Annotated in this window: 23 protein-coding genes; 9 read left to right on the top strand and 14 right to left on the bottom strand. The window is 59.8% G+C overall.

What is annotated here, in order from left to right; all coding sequences use genetic code 11:
* Nucleotides 1–226 precede the first annotated feature (226 nt).
* The 5 genes from AC0J41_RS17510 to AC0J41_RS17490 form a co-directional block, all read right to left on the bottom strand.
* Nucleotides 227–1,555, bottom strand: coding sequence for a deoxyguanosinetriphosphate triphosphohydrolase (locus AC0J41_RS17510; protein ID WP_025113162.1), 1,329 nt, complete (start codon nt 1,553–1,555; stop codon nt 227–229).
* A 76-nt stretch (nt 1,556–1,631) separates the two neighbouring features.
* Complete coding sequence (locus AC0J41_RS17505; RefSeq protein ID WP_473013168.1) at nt 1,632–2,795, bottom strand: EAL domain-containing protein; 1,164 nt, start codon at nt 2,793–2,795, stop codon at nt 1,632–1,634.
* Nucleotides 2,796–2,917: 122 nt separating this feature from the next.
* On the bottom strand, nt 2,918–3,256 hold the full coding sequence (locus tag AC0J41_RS17500) for a hypothetical protein (protein ID WP_473013167.1): 339 nt from the start codon (nt 3,254–3,256) through the stop codon (nt 2,918–2,920).
* Complete coding sequence (locus AC0J41_RS17495; protein WP_025113165.1) at nt 3,253–3,639, bottom strand: phage holin family protein; 387 nt, start codon at nt 3,637–3,639, stop codon at nt 3,253–3,255. Before AC0J41_RS17495 ends, AC0J41_RS17500 begins: the two co-directional genes overlap by 4 nt.
* Nucleotides 3,640–3,641: 2 nt before the next feature.
* A complete protein-coding gene (locus tag AC0J41_RS17490) occupies nt 3,642–3,956 on the bottom strand; it encodes an ElaB/YgaM/YqjD family protein (RefSeq protein ID WP_025113166.1) in 315 nt (104 codons plus the stop codon).
* 306 nt (nt 3,957–4,262) lie between these two features.
* On the opposite strand from AC0J41_RS17490, the gene AC0J41_RS17485 reads away from it, so the two are divergent.
* On the top strand, nt 4,263–5,471 hold the full coding sequence (locus AC0J41_RS17485; RefSeq protein ID WP_473013166.1) for an ammonium transporter: 1,209 nt from the start codon (nt 4,263–4,265) through the stop codon (nt 5,469–5,471).
* Here the strand turns inward: AC0J41_RS17485 and AC0J41_RS17480 are convergent.
* Nucleotides 5,468–7,180, bottom strand: coding sequence for a cation:proton antiporter (locus tag AC0J41_RS17480; RefSeq protein WP_473013165.1), 1,713 nt, complete (start codon nt 7,178–7,180; stop codon nt 5,468–5,470). The genes AC0J41_RS17485 and AC0J41_RS17480 overlap by 4 nt on opposite strands.
* A 201-nt stretch (nt 7,181–7,381) precedes the next feature.
* Here AC0J41_RS17480 and AC0J41_RS17475 point away from each other — a divergent pair, with 201 nt between their 5' ends.
* From AC0J41_RS17475 to AC0J41_RS17465, 3 genes are all read left to right on the top strand, one after another.
* Nucleotides 7,382–7,618 (top strand): glutaredoxin family protein, encoded by a 237-nt coding sequence (locus AC0J41_RS17475; protein WP_473013164.1) that lies wholly within the window; start codon nt 7,382–7,384, stop codon nt 7,616–7,618.
* A 165-nt stretch (nt 7,619–7,783) separates the two neighbouring features.
* Nucleotides 7,784–8,101: a transcriptional regulator gene (locus tag AC0J41_RS17470; RefSeq protein ID WP_003226726.1), complete on the top strand. Its 318-nt coding sequence runs from the start codon at nt 7,784–7,786 to the stop codon at nt 8,099–8,101.
* A gap of 81 nt (nt 8,102–8,182) precedes the next feature.
* A complete protein-coding gene (locus tag AC0J41_RS17465; protein ID WP_473013163.1) occupies nt 8,183–9,073 on the top strand; it encodes a pseudouridine synthase in 891 nt (296 codons plus the stop codon).
* 77 nt (nt 9,074–9,150) lie between these two features.
* Here the strand turns inward: AC0J41_RS17465 and AC0J41_RS17460 are convergent, their stop codons facing one another.
* Together AC0J41_RS17460 and mobA are read right to left on the bottom strand one after the other, a co-directional pair.
* Nucleotides 9,151–9,372 (bottom strand): YgdI/YgdR family lipoprotein, encoded by a 222-nt coding sequence (locus tag AC0J41_RS17460; protein ID WP_025113171.1) that lies wholly within the window; start codon nt 9,370–9,372, stop codon nt 9,151–9,153.
* Between the two features lie 78 nt (nt 9,373–9,450).
* Nucleotides 9,451–10,053, bottom strand: a complete 603-nt coding sequence (mobA, locus tag AC0J41_RS17455; protein ID WP_473013162.1) for a molybdenum cofactor guanylyltransferase MobA — start codon at nt 10,051–10,053, stop codon at nt 9,451–9,453.
* An 82-nt stretch (nt 10,054–10,135) separates the two neighbouring features.
* Between mobA and moaB the strand changes: the two genes are divergently transcribed.
* Together moaB and AC0J41_RS17445 are read left to right on the top strand one after the other, a co-directional pair.
* Complete coding sequence (moaB, locus tag AC0J41_RS17450) at nt 10,136–10,675, top strand: molybdenum cofactor biosynthesis protein B (protein ID WP_025113173.1); 540 nt, start codon at nt 10,136–10,138, stop codon at nt 10,673–10,675.
* Nucleotides 10,659–11,885 carry a molybdopterin molybdotransferase MoeA gene (locus AC0J41_RS17445; RefSeq protein WP_473013161.1) on the top strand — a complete coding sequence of 409 codons (1,227 nt, stop codon included), beginning with the start codon at nt 10,659–10,661 and terminating at the stop codon, nt 11,883–11,885. The genes moaB and AC0J41_RS17445 overlap by 17 nt, the downstream gene beginning before the upstream one ends.
* A gap of 58 nt (nt 11,886–11,943) precedes the next feature.
* On the opposite strand, the gene AC0J41_RS17440 is transcribed toward AC0J41_RS17445, so the two are convergent.
* Complete coding sequence (locus AC0J41_RS17440) at nt 11,944–12,252, bottom strand: hypothetical protein (protein ID WP_473013160.1); 309 nt, start codon at nt 12,250–12,252, stop codon at nt 11,944–11,946.
* Between the two features lie 318 nt (nt 12,253–12,570).
* Here AC0J41_RS17440 and yegS point away from each other — a divergent pair, with 318 nt between their 5' ends.
* Nucleotides 12,571–13,488, top strand: a complete 918-nt coding sequence (yegS, locus tag AC0J41_RS17435) for a lipid kinase YegS (protein WP_473013159.1) — start codon at nt 12,571–12,573, stop codon at nt 13,486–13,488.
* Here yegS and AC0J41_RS17430 read toward each other — a convergent pair.
* The 3 genes from AC0J41_RS17430 to AC0J41_RS17420 all read right to left on the bottom strand — a co-directional run bounded on the left by AC0J41_RS17430 (nt 13,472) and on the right by AC0J41_RS17420 (nt 15,984).
* The gene (locus AC0J41_RS17430) at nt 13,472–14,131 is read right to left on the bottom strand and encodes a response regulator (protein ID WP_025113176.1); all 660 of its coding nucleotides are present in this window, start codon (nt 14,129–14,131) and stop codon (nt 13,472–13,474) included. The genes yegS and AC0J41_RS17430 overlap by 17 nt on opposite strands.
* Nucleotides 14,128–15,021 (bottom strand): sensor histidine kinase, encoded by an 894-nt coding sequence (locus tag AC0J41_RS17425; RefSeq protein WP_473016016.1) that lies wholly within the window; start codon nt 15,019–15,021, stop codon nt 14,128–14,130. The genes AC0J41_RS17430 and AC0J41_RS17425 overlap by 4 nt, the downstream gene beginning before the upstream one ends.
* A gap of 492 nt (nt 15,022–15,513) precedes the next feature.
* A complete protein-coding gene (locus tag AC0J41_RS17420) occupies nt 15,514–15,984 on the bottom strand; it encodes a hypothetical protein (protein ID WP_025113179.1) in 471 nt (156 codons plus the stop codon).
* 453 nt (nt 15,985–16,437) lie between these two features.
* On the opposite strand from AC0J41_RS17420, the gene AC0J41_RS17415 reads away from it, so the two are divergent.
* On the top strand, nt 16,438–17,373 hold the full coding sequence (locus AC0J41_RS17415) for a chemotaxis protein CheV (protein ID WP_025113180.1): 936 nt from the start codon (nt 16,438–16,440) through the stop codon (nt 17,371–17,373).
* 97 nt (nt 17,374–17,470) lie between these two features.
* Entirely contained in the window at nt 17,471–18,283 is an 813-nt protein-coding gene (locus tag AC0J41_RS17410; protein WP_025113181.1) for an MOSC domain-containing protein, read from the top strand.
* 70 nt (nt 18,284–18,353) lie between these two features.
* Here the strand turns inward: AC0J41_RS17410 and ppnP are convergent, their stop codons facing one another.
* Both ppnP and AC0J41_RS17400 read right to left on the bottom strand, forming a co-directional pair.
* Entirely contained in the window at nt 18,354–18,638 is a 285-nt protein-coding gene (ppnP, locus tag AC0J41_RS17405) for a pyrimidine/purine nucleoside phosphorylase (RefSeq protein WP_007940055.1), read from the bottom strand.
* Nucleotides 18,639–18,752: 114 nt separating this feature from the next.
* Nucleotides 18,753–19,295: a 3'-5' exonuclease gene (locus AC0J41_RS17400; protein WP_025113182.1), complete on the bottom strand. Its 543-nt coding sequence runs from the start codon at nt 19,293–19,295 to the stop codon at nt 18,753–18,755.
* Between the last annotated feature and the right edge of the window lie 7 nt (nt 19,296–19,302).

The raw sequence follows: 19,302 nt of genomic DNA, 5'->3' as shown, positions 1-19,302 counted from the left end.
CACTAAAAGGAAATCTACTACGACAAAGCTCTGTGTCGCGTAAGGAAGTGTTGGGAATGTTTGTTTATCTGAATGCTTTAAGTTGCTTGCAGAGTGTGGCGCATGCAGCGTTTTTGTTTGAGTTTTTATTCGCTGATCAAAAGATAATCGTACGCTGCAGAACCAGTTTAATGGGCAAGTCGCTCGACCGGACAGTCATACTGACCGGTCGAGACGAAGCGTCTCGTCAGTGGCTGGAGCGCCCGGTCATTTCCAGCGCCATGTCGCTGGCGTAGCTGTCAGTCATCCCGGCGATGAAGTCGATCATGCGCAGAAACGAACTGTGCAGCGGGCCGTGTGGATCCGGCGCATTGTTGCCCAGCAGATCGAGGATGCGCCGGCTCTTGAACGACGGGGTGCGGCCGCCGTGTTGCTCCAGCGCCGCGCCGCAGAACGCATTGAGGAGGATTTCCAGGGTGGTGTAGGCGCCGATTTCATGCAGCGTCTTGCGCTTGTCCTGGAAGATTTTCTTGCGGGCGATGTCCTTGGCGTTCAGCACGCAACGTTTGGCCGGGCCGTGCATGTGTTCGACGAGGTCGCCGTGCAGGGTGCCGGCCAGCAGCGCGTCCTGTTGCTCGACGAACGCCCGGGCGGCGGCATTGGTCAAGTGCTCGATGGCCTTGCCGCGCAGGATTGCCAGTTTGCGTCGACGCGAATCCTGGGGGCCGAGCTGACGATAGGTTTCCGGCAGATCGTCACCCACCAGGCCGAGCAGCAGCGATTCGACTTCTGCGTAGTCCAGCAGCTCCATTTCCAGGCCGTCTTCGAGGTCGATCAGCGCATAACAGATGTCATCGGCGGCCTCCATCAGGTACACCAATGGATGACGCGCCCAGCGCTGGTCTTCCAGCTGCGGCAGGCCGAGCTTGTGGGCGATCTGTTCCAGCAGCGGCAGTTCACTCTGGTAGCAGCCGAACTTGTGTTTCTTGTAACCCAGCGAGTCGGCGTGACGCGCCGTCCACGGATATTTCAGATAGGTGCCGAGGGTGGCATAGGTAAGACGAGTGCCGCCGTCGAACTGATGGTACTCAAGCTGGGTCAGCACCCGGAAACCTTGTGCGTTACCTTCGAAATTGAGGAAGTCACCGCGCTCGGCTTCGCTCATTGCGTCGAGCCAGCCACGCCCGGCCGCCTGCTGGAACCAGTGGCGAATCGCGTCTTCACCGGAATGGCCGAAGGGTGGATTGCCGATGTCATGGGCCAGGCAGGCCGACTGCACGACCATGCCCAGATCGCTGGGCTCACACCAGTCGGGCAGGGCGCTGCGCAAGGTTTCACCGACGCGCATGCCCAGCGAACGACCCACGCAGCTGACTTCCAGCGAGTGGGTCAGGCGCGTGTGGATGTGATCGTTACTCGACACCGGATGCACCTGGGTCTTGCGTCCCAGACGCCGGAAGGCGCCGGAGAAAATGATGCGGTCATGGTCTTTGTGGAACGGGCTGCGACCCAGCTCTTGCGGGCTGTGCAGCGGTTTTCCAAGGCGTTCGCGGTTGAGCAGGGTCTGCCAATCCAAGGCTGGTTCTCTCCGTCGGTGACTGGGATGACTGTTGCCCTAGCTTCCCGGTTCGGGCCTCCAGCTGCAAGCGGAACTACAGGCCCGCGGCATCGATATCGATCAGCAGCAGGCGCTCGCCGTTATCGAAGAACTGGCCCGCGGTCAGGCAATACTGGTTGCTGGTGGCATCGCGGTAGGTGTTGGAAAGGGTCAAGCGACGCTCCTCCCAGCCTTCGGCCAGCAAATGATAGAAGTACGGGCGCCATGACCAGTTGTGTCCCAGATAACGGTCGTCGGCGACCCAGCCGCGCTGGCGCCATTCCAGGTTGGGTGTCAGCTGCGTACCGTGGCGGTCGCATTGATAGAACCGCAGCAACCACGGAAAGGCGTCCAGCTGCGGCAGTGCACTGAGCGGAGCGCGGGCCTGCGCCCAAGCCTGGAGAATCGACATGAGTTCGCCGAGCTGCTGACGCATTTGCATGAGGCGCCCGCGTTCGGCCAGTTTCTGCCGCACGTAACGCTGGCGCAGTTCGGCGAAGCGTTGCACGAAGGCGTCAGTGGGGTAGAAGGCTTCCTGCGCCCTGGCGAACAGGAAACCCTGGACGTAACGCGACCCGCATTCCAACGCGAAATTGAGTTGTGCTTCGGTTTCCACGCCTTCGGCAATGATCCAGCAGCCGGTCTTCTCGGCCATTTGCGCAAGTGCCTTGACCACATCACTGCTCGGCCCGCCCAACGCTGCGGCCTGAAACAGCCGCATGTCGAGTTTGAGAATGTCCGGCTGCAACGCCAACACCCGATCAAGCTGTGAATAACCGGCACCGAAATCATCGATGGCGATCCGCGCGCCGGCGTCGCGATAACGCGCAACCACTTCGGTCAGGCGCTGGCTGTTGCCGCCCAGTTCAGTGATTTCGAAGACGATGCGTTGCGGGTCGACGCCATGGCGCAGTATCTGCTTGAAGCTGGGCAGCGGCTGATCCGTGCGCAGGCGACTGATCCAGCGCGGCGACATGTTCAGGCTGAGAAACCACTCGGCGGGGGCTTCATGCAGTCGACTCAGGGCGTTGTCGCGGATTTGCCGGTCGAGGCGCCGCAGGGCGATGGCGGGTGTGCGCGGATCGGCGAACAGTGGGCCGACCGAGGCCAGTTGGCCGTCAATCTGGCGCAAGCGGCCCAGTGCTTCGACGCCTGCAATTCGTCCGGTGGCGGTATCGATGAAAGGCTGAAAGCAGGCGAGCGGTTGCCCGTCGATCACGGGGCCTCCTTAGTCGTTCTTGTTCTGGTTGAACCGCGTTGACCGGGTAGGCGCGCGGGATTGAGCCTCCAGCTAAGAGGTTCATCCCGCGGGTATTGCAAGAATGCAGCCAGATGCGCGGCTCAGCGTTTGCCTGAGTTCTGCATCACCAGTTTGATCAGCGGCCCGAGGCTGGTCCCCAGACGAATCAGCCGGGTCAGGCCACCGACGCCACCGCTTTTCGCGCCTTTGCCCGTGATGAAACCCAGCAGGGTGACGGCGGCCACGCCCCATAGCGGCGCGTGCTTGATGCCAAAACCGTCTTGCAGGTTTTGCGTCATGCCGCGCATGCGCTGCAGCGGTTGCAGCACTTGCCCGGCTTCATGGCGGATTTCCTGGCGATGCATTTCCATGCGCAGGCGGATCAGCGCCTTGCGCATTTCCCGGCGCGAGCTGTTGTGTGGCAGTTCAGGCAGGCTCATGGCAACAGGCGCTCCCGATCGTTGGCCAATTCTTCCAGGGTGCCGTGGAAGGGCGAGGATTCATCGAAGACCGCAGCCTTCAGACGCAGTCCACAGAAAGCGGCCGCCAATGTGTAGAACACGCACAGGCCGATGATGGCGGGGAGACGGTAGGTGTCCCAGAACAGGATCAGCACCAGCGTCGACAGGCCGACCAGCAACAGCAGTGCAAACACCAGTGCCAGACCTGCGAACAGCAACAGGCTGACGGTGCGTGATTTCTGCTCCTGCAGTTCAATGCCGAACAGTTCGACATGGCTGTGCAGCAACCCAAGAACAGCGGCGCCCAGACGCCGCGTGGAAGAAGTGGTGCCCGACCCCAGGCCGGATTCTCCGATCGACATGATCAGCGCCGAGTGGCCAGCAGGCCAATCAGAAAACCTACCCCGGCGGCGATGCCCACCGATTGCCAAGGGTTGGCCGACACGTAGTCTTCGGTCGCGGTGACGGCGGCCTGGCCGCGATCGCGCAGAGTGTCTTCGGTCAGCTTCAGGGTTTCCCGGGCGCGCAGCAGGCTGTCGTGGATCTGTTCGCGCAGCTCATCGGCCTGATCGCCTGCCAGAGTCGCGGTGTGCTCAAGCAACCGTTCGGTGTCGGCCACCAGAGTCTGGAAGTCGTTCATCAGGATTTCTTGAGCAGTCTTTGCCTTGATGCTGGCCATGGGTGGATCTCCGTAAGTGACGTCTGAAGCGTTCGAGTATGAGCCTTGCACGAAGGTTCAGTACAAATGACTGGTACAGCTTTTGCTATGTCGTGGTGCGTCTTGCAACCGCCGTGCGCTGTTGGCGGGCGTAATTGCAGGAAAACCTTAACTCAAATAATCCGGGTTTGTGTCAGGGCATCGACCTTGTGCGCCAAAGCGGTTCATCGCAGCTCCAGTGCGGTGCCCGGCAAGGCGCAACTTGGTGCATGAATTGTCCGCGCGAACCGCTTTGGTGCCTTTTTCAGCCTTCAGGTCTGCCTCTTTATGGAAAATCTGCAAAGCGCTGTGGACACGCTGGTTCACAGCTCCAACACGTTGTTCATTCTGATCGGTGCGGTGATGGTGCTGGCGATGCACGCCGGTTTCGCCTTTCTTGAAGTCGGCACGGTTCGCCAGAAAAACCAGGTCAACGCGCTGTCGAAGATTCTCAGCGACTTCGCGGTCTCGACCCTGGCCTATTTCTTTATAGGCTATTGGATCTCCTACGGGGTGACCTTCATGCAACCGGCCGCGGTGCTCAGTGCCGATCACGGTTACGGTCTGGTGAAGTTTTTCTTTTTGCTGACCTTCGCGGCGGCGATTCCGGCGATCATTTCCGGCGGCATTGCCGAGCGCGCACGATTCGTTCCGCAACTGTGCGCGACGGCGCTGATCGTGGCGTTCATCTATCCGTTTTTCGAAGGTATGGTCTGGAACGGCAACTATGGTCTGCAAGCCTGGCTGACGGGCCGGTTCGGCGCTGCGTTCCATGATTTCGCAGGCTCGGTGGTGGTCCATGCCATGGGCGGCTGGCTGGCGCTGGCGGCGGTGCTGTTGCTCGGTCCGCGCAACGGCCGCTATCGCGACGGGCGCCTGGTGGCGTTCGCACCGTCGAGCATTCCGTTTCTGGCGCTGGGTTCGTGGATTCTGATTGTTGGCTGGTTCGGCTTCAACGTGATGAGCGCGCAGACCTTGCAGGGTGTCAGCGGTCTGGTCGCGGTCAACTCGTTGATGGCGATGGTCGGCGGCACTGTGGCGGCATTGATCGTCGGGCGCAACGACCCGGGCTTTCTGCACAACGGCCCGCTGGCCGGGCTGGTGGCGATCTGCGCCGGCTCCGACCTGATGCATCCGGTGGGTGCCTTGGTGACTGGCGCGATTGCCGGTGCGCTGTTTGTCTGGTGCTTTACCGCGGCGCAAGTCAAATGGCGCATCGATGATGTGCTGGGGGTCTGGCCGTTGCACGGCTTGTGCGGGGTCTGGGGCGGGATCGCCTGCGGCATCTTCGGCCAGAGTGCGCTCGGTGGCCTGGGCGGTGTCAGCCTGGTCAGTCAGTTGATCGGTACCGCCCTGGGGGTGGCGGTCGCACTGATTGGCGGATTCGCCGTCTACGGTTTGATCAAGGCGTTGCACGGCCTGCGCCTGAGTCAGGAACAGGAGTATTACGGCGCCGACCTGTCGCTGCACAAGATCGGCGCAGTGAGTCAGGATTAAGTTTCCTCATCGTCGGCGCCGGGGTAAAAACCGTGCAACAGACGATAACGGTCACTGCGTACCTGATCGACTCGCTCCTGGACCTGGCGCGCTGGCAATCCGAGCATGATCAGTGCGTGTGAGCCGAGCATCAGGCTCGATTCCAGCAGCTCCGGCACCACTTCGGTGGCGCCGGCAGCCTTGAGTTCCGCCCATTGGCTATCGTCGCGGGTACGCACCAGAATCGGCACCTGATCATTGTGGCGGCGGGCTTCCTTGAGAACGCGCAGGGCAACGTCGCCTTGATCCACCGCGATCACCACCAGCCGTGCGCGCAACAGTCCGACGGCGATCAGCAGATCGGCCCGAGACGAGTCGCCGTAATGCACATTGCTTTCGCCGACGGCAGCTTCCTGGATCCGCACGGGGTCGTTGTCCAGGGCGATGTAAGGCTGATTCGCGTTGCGCATGAAACGGCCGATGGACTGGCCGACCCGCCCGTACCCGCAAATCACCACATGCTGGTCGAGGTCGGCATTGAGCGCACTGATTTCTTCGATTTGCGCCTCCTGGTTCGGCTTGCGATGCAGGCGCAAGGCAATGTTCGGCGCCGCGCGCAGCAGCAGCGGGGTCAGCAGCATCGAGCAGAACGTTGCCGCGAGCAGCAGGCCGCCCAGCTCGTCAGGCAGCATCCTGTTTTGCTGCATCTGCGCCATCAGCGCAAAGCAGAACTCACCACCCTGGGCCAGGGCCAGGCCGCTACGCCATGCGGTTTCGTGATCGCTGCCACGCCACTTCACCAGCAGCGCCACGACAGTGCCCTTGATCAGCATCAGGCCGAGGGTAAGACCGATGATCAGCACGCTGTGGCTGACGAACAGTTGCAGGTCGATCAGCATGCCGATGCTGACGAAAAACACCCCGAGCAGAATGTCGCGAAACGGCCGGATGTCGGCCTCGATCTGGTGGCGGTAGTGGCTCTCGCCCAGCAACATGCCGGCCAGAAATGCACCGAGGGCAGGGGACAGGCCTAACAGGTGCGTCAGCCATGCGGTCAGCAGCACAATGACCAGCGCCAGCAGCACGAACAGTTCCGCCGAGCGCGAGGCGGCCACCTCATGAAACAGTCGTGGCAGCAACCAGCGGCTGGCCAACAGCAAACCGACAAACAGCACCACGGTTTTTCCCAGAGTCAGCGGCAGCGCCCAGTACCAGGCTTGCGCGCTGCTCCCGGCGAACACCGGCACCAGCGTCAGCAGCAACACCGCAACCACATCCTGAAACAGCAAGACCCCGACCGCGTTCTGCCCGTGACTGCTGAACACCTCACCCAGGCTGCTCAACTCCTTGGTGACAATCGCCGTCGACGACAACGACAGTCCGGCGCCAAGTAGCAGTGCCGGGGTCACCGGCATGCCCAGCAGGATCAACACCAGGCCCAGCACCCCGGTGCTGAGCAACACCTGTTGGCTGCCCATGCGAAACACCACCTGGCGCAGCGCGATCATCTTTGACAGGGAAAATTCGAGGCCCAGCGAAAACAACAGGAACACCACGCCCAACTCGGCCACGTCAGGCAGGTGTTCGCTTTCGTTGACCCAGTTGAATGCGGTCGGCCCGACCATCAAGCCCACACACAGATAGCCCAGCACTGGCGGCAACCGCAAGCGACGGAACAGGGCAATCATCACCAGGGATGAGGCAAGAATGATCAACAGGTTGGCAAACACAAAACACTCCGATGTCAGGCTCTGGCTTCTCAAGCGTAGAGGCAAAAAGCGCGGGAGCATCGCCTGATTGGCTTTTGTGCGGGCTGATTTGCGTCAGGGTTTTGCGTCCTGGGTGCCGTGTCGGGACCTTTGGGCCGCAGTGGCTCGACGGGTTTTCGAGGCAGGCCTAGAATGAACGCTCATTTTTCCGGTTGAGCGATCATGCCCCCTGAATGTCAGTTGTTCGGCACCCTGGGATGCCACTTGTGTGAGTTGGCAGAGGCCGAGTTGATGCCTTTTGTCGAGCACGGTCTGTTGGTGGAACTGGTGGATATTGCCGACGATGAATCCTGGTACGAGGCTTACAGCCTGCGGATTCCGGTGCTGCGCCGGATTGATAATGGTGCAGAACTGGGCTGGCCGTTCAATGCCGATCAGGTAGTGGCCTTCCTGCGCTGAACTGTTTCCTGCTGGCGTGCCACTGTCCTCCGCCGGTCGCGAGCGTGCATCCGTCCCTTGGCACTTTGCGGTTTATTCAGTTACTGTATGTGCATACAGTAATTGGATTGGCCTGCTGCTTTGCATGACTTGAGCAGGTGAATCCGGCAGTCAGAGGGACGAACCGTGGTCAATGTCGAACAGTTGAAGAACAGCGTGAACCGGATGTCGGTTGACGTGGTGCGCGAGGCAGTCCTCGAGTTGCGCCTGGACGGGCTGGTCACGGAGGGCAAGACGCCGTTCAACAAATTGCATTTCAACACCTGCTTTGCCGAAATCGAGGCGCTGTTCCAGCGTGCCGGTTATCACAAGCAACTGGATGTGGTCGGTTATCAGGGGCTGTTGTACGCCTTGTACGACCCGGGGCGCTGGGAGGCGGTCGATGTCCTGCGCTGGCTCAAGGAGTTCACCGAAGCCGCAGCGCTCAAGTCGATCCCGGCCTGAGGCGGGCGGCGGAATCTGCGCTAGGTTCGCATCGCTCAGTGTTGGATAATGCCGACCTGCATCGAGGGTTCGAATTTCCGTATGTCCACACCAACATTTTCCGCTGCCCAGAATCAGGCCAGCACCCTTTATCTGCCGCCAGGCGCCTGGCTCACCGTGCTTGATTGCCTGTGCGAACATTTCAGTGCGATCAGTCGCGAGCAATGGCTGGACCGGATTGCGCGGGGGCGGGTGCTGGATGGTCAGGGCCAGCCGATTGCGCTGGACCTGCCGTACAAGGAAGGCCTGCGGATTCACTACTTCCGTGAAGTGCCGGATGAGAAGCCGATTCCGGTGCTGGAATCGATCCTCTATGCCGACGACCATCTGGTGGTAGCGGACAAACCGCATTTTCTGCCGGTGACACCCGCCGGCGAATATGTCGAGCAAACCTTGCTGCGCCGACTGATCCGGCGCCTGGACAATCCGCACCTGGTGCCGTTGCACCGTATCGACCGGCACACGGCGGGGCTGGTGATCTTCTCGGCCAATCCGCAGACCCGTTCGGCATATCAGTCGCTGTTTCCAACCCGGCAGATCGATAAGCGCTATGAGGCCATTGCCCCCGCGCTGCCGGATCTGGAATTTCCCCTCGTACACAAAAGTCGTCTGATCGATGGCGAACCGTTCTTCCGCATGCAGGAAGGCCCCGGTGTCGCCAACACGGAAACGGCGGTCGAGGTGCGGGAGAAAAACGGTGAACTCTGGCGCTACGGACTGTATCCGGTGACCGGCAAGAAACATCAGTTGCGGGTGCACATGACCGCGCTGGGGGCGAGTATCTGCAATGATCCGTTTTACCCGGATGTGTTGAAAGACGCTGAGGATGACTACGTCAATCCGCTGAAACTGCTCGCGCAGGGGTTGCGGTTTATCGACCCGGTGACGGGCGAAGAGCGCTCGTTCGAGAGCCGGATCACCCTGCAGTGGTGAGACAACCGACTTTTCCAGCGCCCATGAAAAAGCCCGCATTAATGCGGGCTTTTCTGTATCCGGCGTCGACGTAAAGCTTACAGCTCTTTAACGGTACGAACCTGATCCTTGTTGATGCGGGTCTGTTTGCCATCCAGTTGCTTGAACTCGTAGAAACCCGAATCTTCGTCATATTTCGGGGTGTCGACGGCCTGGATTTCGCGACCGTCATTCAAGGTGATCACTGTTGGCGAGGAGCAACCAGCGAGAGTTGCCAGGCCCAGTGCGAGCATGAAAGTGGCGAGGGTCCGTTGAGTCATGGGTGTGTCTCCGAATGGGAATACTTTTGGTTACTGAGCTTGAGACGTATACAAGGCGTGAGAGTTCCTTGAATGCTGTCAGTCTGACACAGTGTTATGCGCATTTAACAGTTCGGGGGTGTTCAGGTTGGCCAGTCGCGGGTCATTGTCCGGGCATTGCAGGGCAGTGACGCCAAGGTCGCGCATGACCCGGCCGGGGCTGCGTTCACCAGCGTTCCAGGCCGCTTTGAACGCGGCCAGCAGGGCTACTGGAATCACGCACAGCAGCGGTTCCCAGTGCCCGTCGTGACGCAACATTAAAGGTTTGTCAGGAAACTGGCCGGCGGTTATTCGCATGTCGTGCAGCAGCGCGGCGTCGATGCGCGGTACATCGCAGGGCAAGATCAGCAGGTGTGACCGGCGCGCGGCCTTGAGCCCGGCGAGTATGCCGGCCAATGGGCCGGGAAAGTCGCCTTCTGCATCGCTCACCAGCTGATCGGCGTACGCGGCGTAGCGCTCGTGATTGCGATTGCAGGAGATGATCAAGTCGTCGGTCAGCGGCCGCACTTTGCGCTGCAGATGGGCAATCAGCGGTTCACCCTGCCATTCGATCAGGCCTTTGTCCTGGCCGCCCATGCGCTGGCCGCGTCCACCCGCCAGGAGCAGAATGGAGCAGGGGGGCAATGGCGTATTCGAGGTCATGGCAGCTCTCCAGCAGGGCGGCGAAAAATTCAGGCGCTGTGATATAACACCGGGCTGTTTCTCCTACAACTGGACGAGCCTAATGAAAGCCAAGGCCGATGTACCTTTTGCACCGCTGAACATTGCGGTGCTGACTGTCAGCGATACCCGAACCCTGGAAACCGACACCTCAGGCCAGGTCTTTGTCGACCGCCTGAGCGCTGCCGGCCACCGCCTGGCCGAACGGGTCTTGCTCAAAGATGACCTGTACAAGATTCGCGCGCAAGTTGCCCACTGGATTGCCGAGGACGTGGTGCAGGTCGTGCTGATTACCGGCGGTACCGGCTTCACCGGGCGTGACAGCACACCGGAAGCCGTGGCCTGTCTGCTCGACAAGCAGGTCGATGGCTTTGGCGAATTGTTCCGCCAGATATCAGTGGCCGATATCGGCACCTCGACCGTGCAGTCGCGGGCATTGGCGGGGCTGGCCAATGGCACGCTGGTATGCTGTCTGCCAGGCTCGACTAACGCCGTGCGCACTGGTTGGGACGGCATTCTGGCTGAACAACTGGACTCGCGGCACCGCCCCTGCAACTTCGTACCTCACCTGAAACAGGCGGCGCCTTGTGAATCCCGTGGGTAAGCCGGGCAAGACCGGCAGTCTGATGCCTGTCGAAGAAGCGCTGGCTCGCCTGCTGGCAATGGCCGAGGCCTCGCTGATTATCGAGCGAGAGTTCCTGCCATTGGCTGACGTCGAGGGGCGGGTGCTGGCCGAAGACTTGATCTCGACCCTGGACCTGCCGCCCTGGCCAAACAGTGCCATGGATGGTTACGCCCTGAATCTCGCAGACTGGACCGGAGAGCCTTTGCCGGTCAGCCAAAAGGTGTTCGCCGGGCAGGCGCCCGAGCCCTTGAAGCCCGGTACCTGTGCGCGGATCTTCACCGGCGCACCCGTGCCTGCCGGGGCAGATTGCGTGGAGATGCAGGAAAACGCCGAGGTTCAGGCCGACGGCCGGGTGCGTTTTACCGAAACTATCACCGTCGGCCAGAACATTCGCCCGCAAGGCCAGGAAACCACCATCGGTGAGTTGATCCTGCCGGCAGGTACCCGGCTGGGACCGATCGAACAAGGTTTGTCGGCATCACTGGGTTGCGCCGGGCTGAGTGTGGTGCGCAAGGTGCGGGTGGCGGTGCTGTCTACCGGCGATGAACTGGTCGAACCCGGCCAGGCGTTGGGCCCGGGCCAGATCTACAACAGCAATCGAGTGGTGCTGTGCAGTTGGCTGCAGCGTCTGGGTTGTGAGGTGATCGATGCCGGCATTCTTCCGGACGATCTGGATGCCACCCGTGCACGTCTGGGCGAGTTGCAGAATGTCGACCTGATTCTCTCGACGGGAGGGGTCTCGGTTGGCGAAGCGGATTTTCTGGGCATCGCCTTGAGAGAGGAGGGCGAACTGGCGCTATGGAAACTGGCAATCAAACCTGGAAAACCGCTGACGTTCGGCCATTTTCGCAATGTGCCGGTCATTGGTTTGCCCGGTAACCCCGCTTCGACGCTGGTGACCTTTGCCCTGCTCACACGGCCCTACTTGTTGCGGCGTCAGGGTGTGAAGGACGTCGAACCGCTGAAGTTCACGGTACCGGCAGGCTTTGTCTGGCCTGTGGCGGGCAATCGGCGTGAATACTTGCGCGGTCGACTCGAACAAGGCCGTGCAATCATCTACCGCAATCAAAGTTCAGGGGTATTGCGCAGTGCTGCCTGGGCGGATGGACTGGTAGAAGTGCTTGAGGGACGCACACTGGTGGAAGACGATCAAGTTGTCTTCATTCCTCTGAGTGATCTGCTCGGCTGATCCCCCGCCTTGCAAGTGCAGGCTCGACCGATACAGCGTCGATGCCTGCATTTCCCAATCAATGGCTCATCAGTGTGACCAGTTGATCGAACCGGCTATTGGCGACCCACCCAAGCAGCCCCAGCACCACCGCTGTTGCCCCCGCCGAATAGGCGAGGCGGTGCTTGATGGTTTTGACATCGCCGCGGACTTCATCCATATCCCGGCGAATGTATTTGAGGTGGGTTTCCAGTTCAGTCACGCGCGGTTCCATATCAACTTCTCCAGTGGTTCTGGCGCTCTTTTTGAAATCGGATGTGTGACTGGCGCGACTTTCGGTGAGAGAGGGCAGCGGACTATTTGAAATTCTGGCTTCATGGCTTTGCATGGAAATGTCCGTCGGCTGTTTCAATTGTAAGCTCGCTAAGCTTTCCATGATTCAAACTGTTACCCGTTCGGAGGGTGTATCCACTCATGACCTGCACATCCTTGTGTTGTTAAATCGAAGATTGATATCACCTGCACACGGTGAATCAATGAACGCGACGGGTCAATTGAGCCGATTCCTCACATGTTGTAAGAAAAAATACCGCTGTGTAGGACGCAACAGGTCAGTCGCTTGAATTAAAAGTGATTCCTGCGGCTTTTTTACGTGCGCCAGTGGTCAAGATGTCTCAGACCGAGTCAAACGTGGGGAGTAATGGTTATGAGTGAACGCAGGGCGCTGTTGATTCTGCATGGCAAGCAGGCACTCAATGAGGCGGTTCGTGCCGCCGTCGAAGGCAAACGCAAACAGGGCTGGGAGCTAGCGGTACGACTGACCTGGGAAGCCGGTGACGCTCAGCGTCTGGTGCAAGAGGCATTGGCGGCCGGGTACAAACAGATTATCGCTGGCGGCGGGGACGGTACGTTACGCGATATCGCCGAAGCGCTCGCCGCACATCCGCATCAGGCCAGTCTGGTGCTGCTGCCGCTGGGGACGGCCAACGATTTTTCCCGCGCAGCGGGGATCCCGCTGGAGCCGGCCGAGGCGCTGGAGCTGCTGGATGTGCCACCGCGCGAGATTGATCTGGGTGAAGTCGGTGGACAGATTTTCCTCAACATGGCGACGGGTGGTTTCGGCAGCCAGGTCACCGCCAATACGTCTGAGGATCTGAAAAAAGTACTCGGCGGGGCGGCCTATCTGTTCACTGGTCTGTCGCGGTTCAGTGAGTTGCACGCGGCCTATGGCGAGTTGCATGGACCGGATTTTCACTGGAGTGGCGAGTTGCTGGCGCTGGGTATCGGCAATGGCCGCCAGGCGGGCGGCGGACACGAATTGTGTCCGCAGGCATTGGCCGATGATGGCCTGTTGGATATCAGCATCCTGCCGGCACCGCAGGAGTTGTTCGGCACGCTGAAGAACCTGCTCAGCGATGGCTTCGGCCTCGACAATATGTTTGTCCGGGCGCGCTTGCCTTGGGTCGAAATCAAGGTCGCCGAAGGGTTGAGCATCAATCTTGACGGCGAACCGCTGGAAGGTGAAAGCCTGCGCTTCGAGGTGCGCCCCGCAGCCTTGCGGGTGCACTTGCCCGAGCATTCGCCGCTGTTGGGCGGCGCGCGGTCGGTCAGTCGTCGAGACTGATGATCTGTTCGCGCACAGCGAACAGCACCAGACCCGCCACATCGTAGATCTGCAGGCGCTTCATGATCTGTGAGCGGTGGGTTTCGACGGTCTTGATGCTCAAGCCAAGGCCGTTGGCGATTTCCCGGGTGGACTTGCCGCGCACGATCAACCGCAGGATTTCCAGCTGACGAGCCGTCAGGTTGTGCGAATCGGCCACTTCCGGCTGATTTTTCTGCGTGCGGGTCAGCGCCTGGTTGATCACGGTATGGGCGATGGCCGGGCTCAGGTAGCGTTCGTTGTTGCGCAGCGCTTCAAGGGCATGTTCAAGTTCGGTGGCCGTGGTGTCCTTGAGCAGATAGCCGTGTGCGCCGGACTCCAGTGCCTGCATGATCAGCGCCGGATCGGTGTGCATCGACAGGATCAGCACCTTGCTTTGCGGACGCACCCGCTTGAGTCGTTGCAGGGCTTCCAGTCCACCGGTTTCTTTCATCGAGATATCCAGCAACACGATGTCGGGCGTCAGTTGCTCGACCATTTCGAGCAGCTGCGAGCCATCGCTGGCTTCGCCAATGACCGCGTAACCGGGAATATCGAGCACCAGAGCGCGCACGCCGGCCCTGATCAGCGAGTGGTCATCCACCAGAAGTAAGTTACAAGTCAACGCATAACCTTATTCGTACTGGCCCGCTCGAGTGCACGGGGCGCCCAGGGGAATAGTGCTTCGATTTGAGTGCCTTTGCCCGGCTCGCTGATGACGTTCAGTGTGCCGCCCAGTTGTTCGATTCTTTCGGCCATCCCGGCCATGCCACGTTGTCCTTCGCGGCCCGGGTCGGCGGCAGGCGCAAATCCCAGGCCATCGTCACTGATAAACAACGTCAGACCTTGCGGCAGGCGTTGTACGCGGATCAGCAGGTTTTTCGCCTGCGCATGACGCAGGATATTAGTGACCGCTTCCTGAGTAATACGAAAGGCGGCGACCGCCATTTCTTCCGGAATGCCATTGAGGCGTTGCTGGCAATCGAGGCTCCAGTGCACCGGGGTGTTCGCCAGAGCCTTGAGCAAGTGCGCGCGCAGGCTGGCTTCGAGCCCGAGGCTGGTCAGTTGGCGCGGGTTGAGAATGGCTGAAACATCGCGCACCTTGTTGAGGGTTTCTTCAAGCGTGTCGCAAAGTGTCGAGCAATGTTCTTGCAAGTCCTGCGGCAGGCGTCTCTTCAGCCATTCGCTTTGCAGCTTGGCAGCCGTCAGCAACTGACCGATATCGTCATGCAGCTCGCGGCTGAGTCGGTGCCGTTCATTTTCCTGGACTTCGAGCAGGCGGTCTGCGAGTTCCTGAGGCTGGAACTTGATCGATTTGCGCGACAGCCGATATTGCACCCAGACGCAAGCGGTGGCCGCGACGTTCAGCAGTAGCAATCCCAGTGACAGCGGCGCCGACAAACCGTAGGTCAGCAGGCTGCCGACAGTCGCGATGACACTCAATATGAGCGTGAACCGGCGGGCATTTTCCCGGGAAGGTGGCCATGTAGTGATTGACTTGAGGCTGGCGTACATAACGGATGGAGCCAATGGATGTTCGCTGCGGGCAGACCGGCCGGTGGCGGGCGGATCTCTGTCTGAAAATGCTGTCAATTATGTTATTGAATTTAACGAGGTTCAGTGAGCGATATTTGACCGCCAAGTTTGGTGGGTGCCTGTCACTGAATCACTGTGCCATTAATTGAAAGCAACTAATGGCCGGCATAATACCACTTAAGATACCGTTGGTCGCGTTTGCCATATATGTCCAACGAGTCAGGAAAGACCCCATGTTGGACGCGAGTTCCATAATGGAAAAAAGTCGCTTTATTGTGCTCGGTAGATATCCACGTCACTCGAAGTTGTTCGTTACACGGACACAGGAAAACCCTGAGGCCGCGGGAAAATATCCGCTGCTGACGGGTGTGATTATTTAATTCGGCTTGTCGCTGGCAGGTATGAACTATTCAATTGCGACATTCAGCGACTCGGATATACAGCCTCGATTTGCGTATTAACAGCGGCCAATCAGGCCTGACGCTCCGAGTAGGGCGTGAACGATAGTGATCGGGTCGAGAGCGATGGCTGAAACTGGCTTTGGCCTACCTGGAATGCAAAGGCTTCGATCAGGGAAGTCTGTTCGCTGTCATCAAGGCTCAACTGGCCGGTGTTCTGGTCAACCAGTTCGATTTGCCAAGCCATCAGGGTGAAGCAGTCTTTGAGCGCATCCAGTGCCTGTGCGTGCAGATCGATATGATCCGGCGCGTGGGTGAGCAGGCTGTGAATGTGCAAGGAAAACTCGGAAACCGCTTCCAGCGCCAACGCTTCAGCCCGGCCTGCGAGTTTTAGCAGGGTGCTGAGCATGCAGTCGATGGCGTCCTTGTCGTTGCTGATCAGTTGCAGGTGGCTCAGGCATTCTTCGGATTTGGCCAGGAGTGTTTCTGCCTCGACGAGAAATTCGGGAAAGCGTTGTGCCCAGTCTTTACGGTCGATTGGCATGCTTATCTCCACAGCGTCATGTCTGATGAGGGAATGCCGTGTGTGTCGACGATCGTGAATCGTCGCGAGACCGCGCCCCGGCGTGCAAGTGCACAAGCTGAGGGTTTCGAGAGGATGCGTTTCCACCGAACTGCGATCGCACACAATAGCCTGACTCCGTTCATGCAATGAGAATGGCGTCACATTAATGGCTATTGGATATTGCGAACATCAGGTTGGGCCTGATTGTTACTAGGGGATTCCCTTACACGCGGGAACCTGTGGCGCAAACCGTGGTCGCGCCAGAAGAGAATGTAGCAGATGAAATCACCGAGCCAGTAAAGCATGATGTTAATGTGACATCAATGCCTGTGTATGGCATTTTGTTGGTGATTTGTGCGGGGATCAAGATTCACCATGAACAGCCGATAACCCCTCTTAGTGAATTCATCAGAACAAGCCCAGGAGTCATTGATGGCCGGCATTCTCGACACGGTAGACCAACGCACGCAACTGGTGGGTGAGAATCGCCTGGAAATTCTCATGTTTCGACTGGCCGGACGCCAACTGTTCGCGATCAACGTGTTCAAGGTTCAGGAAGTTCTGCAACTGCCGAAGCTGACCCTGATGCCCCAGCGCCACCCGTTTGTCTGCGGCGTGGTCAACCTGCGTGGCCAGACGCTGCCGGTGATCGACCTGTCCCAGGCGATCGGCATGCGTCCGCTGGTACCGGGTCCCAACAGCACGATTATCGTCACCGAGTACAACCGTTCAGTGCAGGCCTTCCTCGTCGGTGGCGTGGATCGCATCGTCAACATGAACTGGGAAGCCATTCTGCCGCCGCCGACCAGCGCCGGGCGCCAGCATTACCTGACTGCGATCAGCAAGGTCGACGAGCAATTGGTGGAAATCATCGACGTCGAGAAAGTCCTCGCCGAAATCGTCCCGTACAACGCCAAGGTCTCGCGCGACAAGCTGGATGATCCGGTGCTGGAGCGTGCCCGTGGCCGCGAAGTGCTGCTGGTGGATGACTCTAACGTCGCGCTCTCGCAACTGCGTGACACCCTCGGCCAGCTCGGGGTGAAAATGCACATTGCCAGCGATGGTCTGAAAGCGCTGAACATGCTCAAGGCCTGGGCCGATACCGGCGTGAACATGACCGACAAGTTGTTGATGGTGTTCACCGACGCGGAAATGCCGGAAATGGACGGTTACCGCCTGACCACCGAGATCCGCAACGACCCGCGTCTGCGTGGCCTGTACGTGGTGTTGCACACCTCGTTGTCCGGCAGCTTCAACGACTCGATGGTCAAGAAGGTCGGCTGCGACAACTTCCTCTCCAAGTTCCAGCCGGACAAGCTGGTCGATGTGGTGCGCCAGCGTCTGATGCTTGATGAAGTGCCGGCCTGATCACAACGTCTTGCAGGAGTGAGCCTGCAGTGTTTGTTCTTTGATTCGCGAATAAAGCTCGTATAGGGTGGCGTTTTCATCCTCCAGGGAGCTGGCCATGCTGCGTCTGAGCGCGCTTTATCGTTACCCGTTGAAATCCGGCAAACCCGAGATTCTGCAATCGATTGGTCTGGATAAACTGGGCCTTGAAGGCGACCGCCGCTGGATGCTGGTGGACGAGGCCAGCGGGCGCTTTCTGACCCAGCGGGCCGAGGCGAAAATGAGCCAGCTGTCGGCGCTGTGGAATGCGCAGGGCGGCCTGACCCTCAGCGCGCCAGGGCACGCGGCGCTGGATGTGCCGTTGCCCGAGCAGGATACTGACACCGGCCTGCGCGGCGTGACCATTTGGCGCGACACCTTGCGCGTACCGGATGCCGGTGACGCAGCGGCTCGTTGGGTCAGCGATTTCATTGGCAAACCCACCCGGCTGGTGCAGGTGCCACTGAACCGCGCCCGCATGACTCAGGACGGCTATGGCCGCGACGACGATCAGGTTGCGTTCGCCGATGGCTTCCCGTTGTTGCTGATCGGCGAGGCGTCCCTCCAGGATCTTTCGCAAAGGGTCGGGCGTTCGCTGGAGATGCTGCGCTTTCGGCCCAATCTGGTGATCGAAGGCAGCGCGCCGTTCGCCGAGGATGGCTGGAAGCGGATCCGCATCGGTGATGTCGAGTTTCGGGTGGTGAAGCCGTGCTCACGGTGCATTCTGACCACCATCGACCCGCAGACTGGCGAACGCAGTGCTGATCGCGAACCGCTGGCTACCTTGCAGAAATACCGTGCCCAAGCCGATGGCGCAATGTTTGGCCAGAACCTGGTCAACGACAGCAATGGTCACTTGGAAGTCGGGATGCCGGTGGAAGTCCTCGAGTAACCGTTCCTGAAATGAAAATGCCCGTGTCCTTCGACACGGGCATTTTTTTGCACCGGAAAAACCTGCAGCGTCAGCCGCGGTATTCGCACAGGTAAGCAGTGTCGACGGCGACTTTCAGCTGGAACTTGCTGTTGGCCGGTACGTTGAACTGGCTGCCGGCGGCGAAGGTTTCCCAGTCGCTGCTGTCCGGCAGTTTGACGGTCAGTGCGCCGGAGACCACGTGCATGATTTCCCGTTGGCTGGTGCCGAATTCGTACTCGCCCGGGGCCATGACGCCGATGGTCGCCGGACCTTCAGCGGTGCCAAAAGCGATCGACTTGACGGTGCCGTCGAAGTACTCGTTGACTTTGAACATGGGCGATTCCTCTCGAAAAGGGCAAAAAAGGGTTAAAAAAGGCTGGCCAGTATGCACAAGGCTCCTGGCGCCGTCACCTGCCCGGGGCGTGTCCGGCAAGTTCCCGCCCTGACTCTAGAGTGGCAATACCAGCGGCAACAATCGCGCGGTATTGCGCGCATCCTCCAGGGCTCGATGCTGCTGACCGCTGAACTGCATGCCAGCCAGTTGCAGCGCCCCGTTCAGCCCCAACGGCCGCTCCAGGCGCCGGGCCTTGGCAAAGCGCTGTTTGAGGTTCATGTGCGGCACCCGGCTCAACACGCTGTCGAGTTGCAGGCGCTGCCATTCCTGAAGCAATTGCTTGCGGTCGTAGTCACCCCAACTGGCCCAGCCTTCGAGGCGCGTCTGGTGTTGGCCGAGCCAGCGTTCGAAGGCCGGCCAGACCTCGGTCAACGGCTGCGCGGCGTCGATATTCGCCTGGGTGATGTGCGTGAGCTCACGGCAGAATGCCGTCAGCAACGGCCGCCGTGTCGGTTTGACGAAGCGCTGAAAGTGATCCTGCTCACGACCGGCACGATCGACCAGCGTGGCGCCGATTTCGATGATTTCCATTTCCGTAACCGGCCAGCCACCTTCATCCGTGGTGGCTTCCAGATCAATGACCAGCCAATGGGGCATCGCAGGT

It is taken from the genome of Pseudomonas sp. Arb-4-2C (assembly GCF_055755015.1).
Note: the sequence above shows the minus strand (reverse complement) of the source record. Positions and strands in the feature narration are given on the sequence as shown.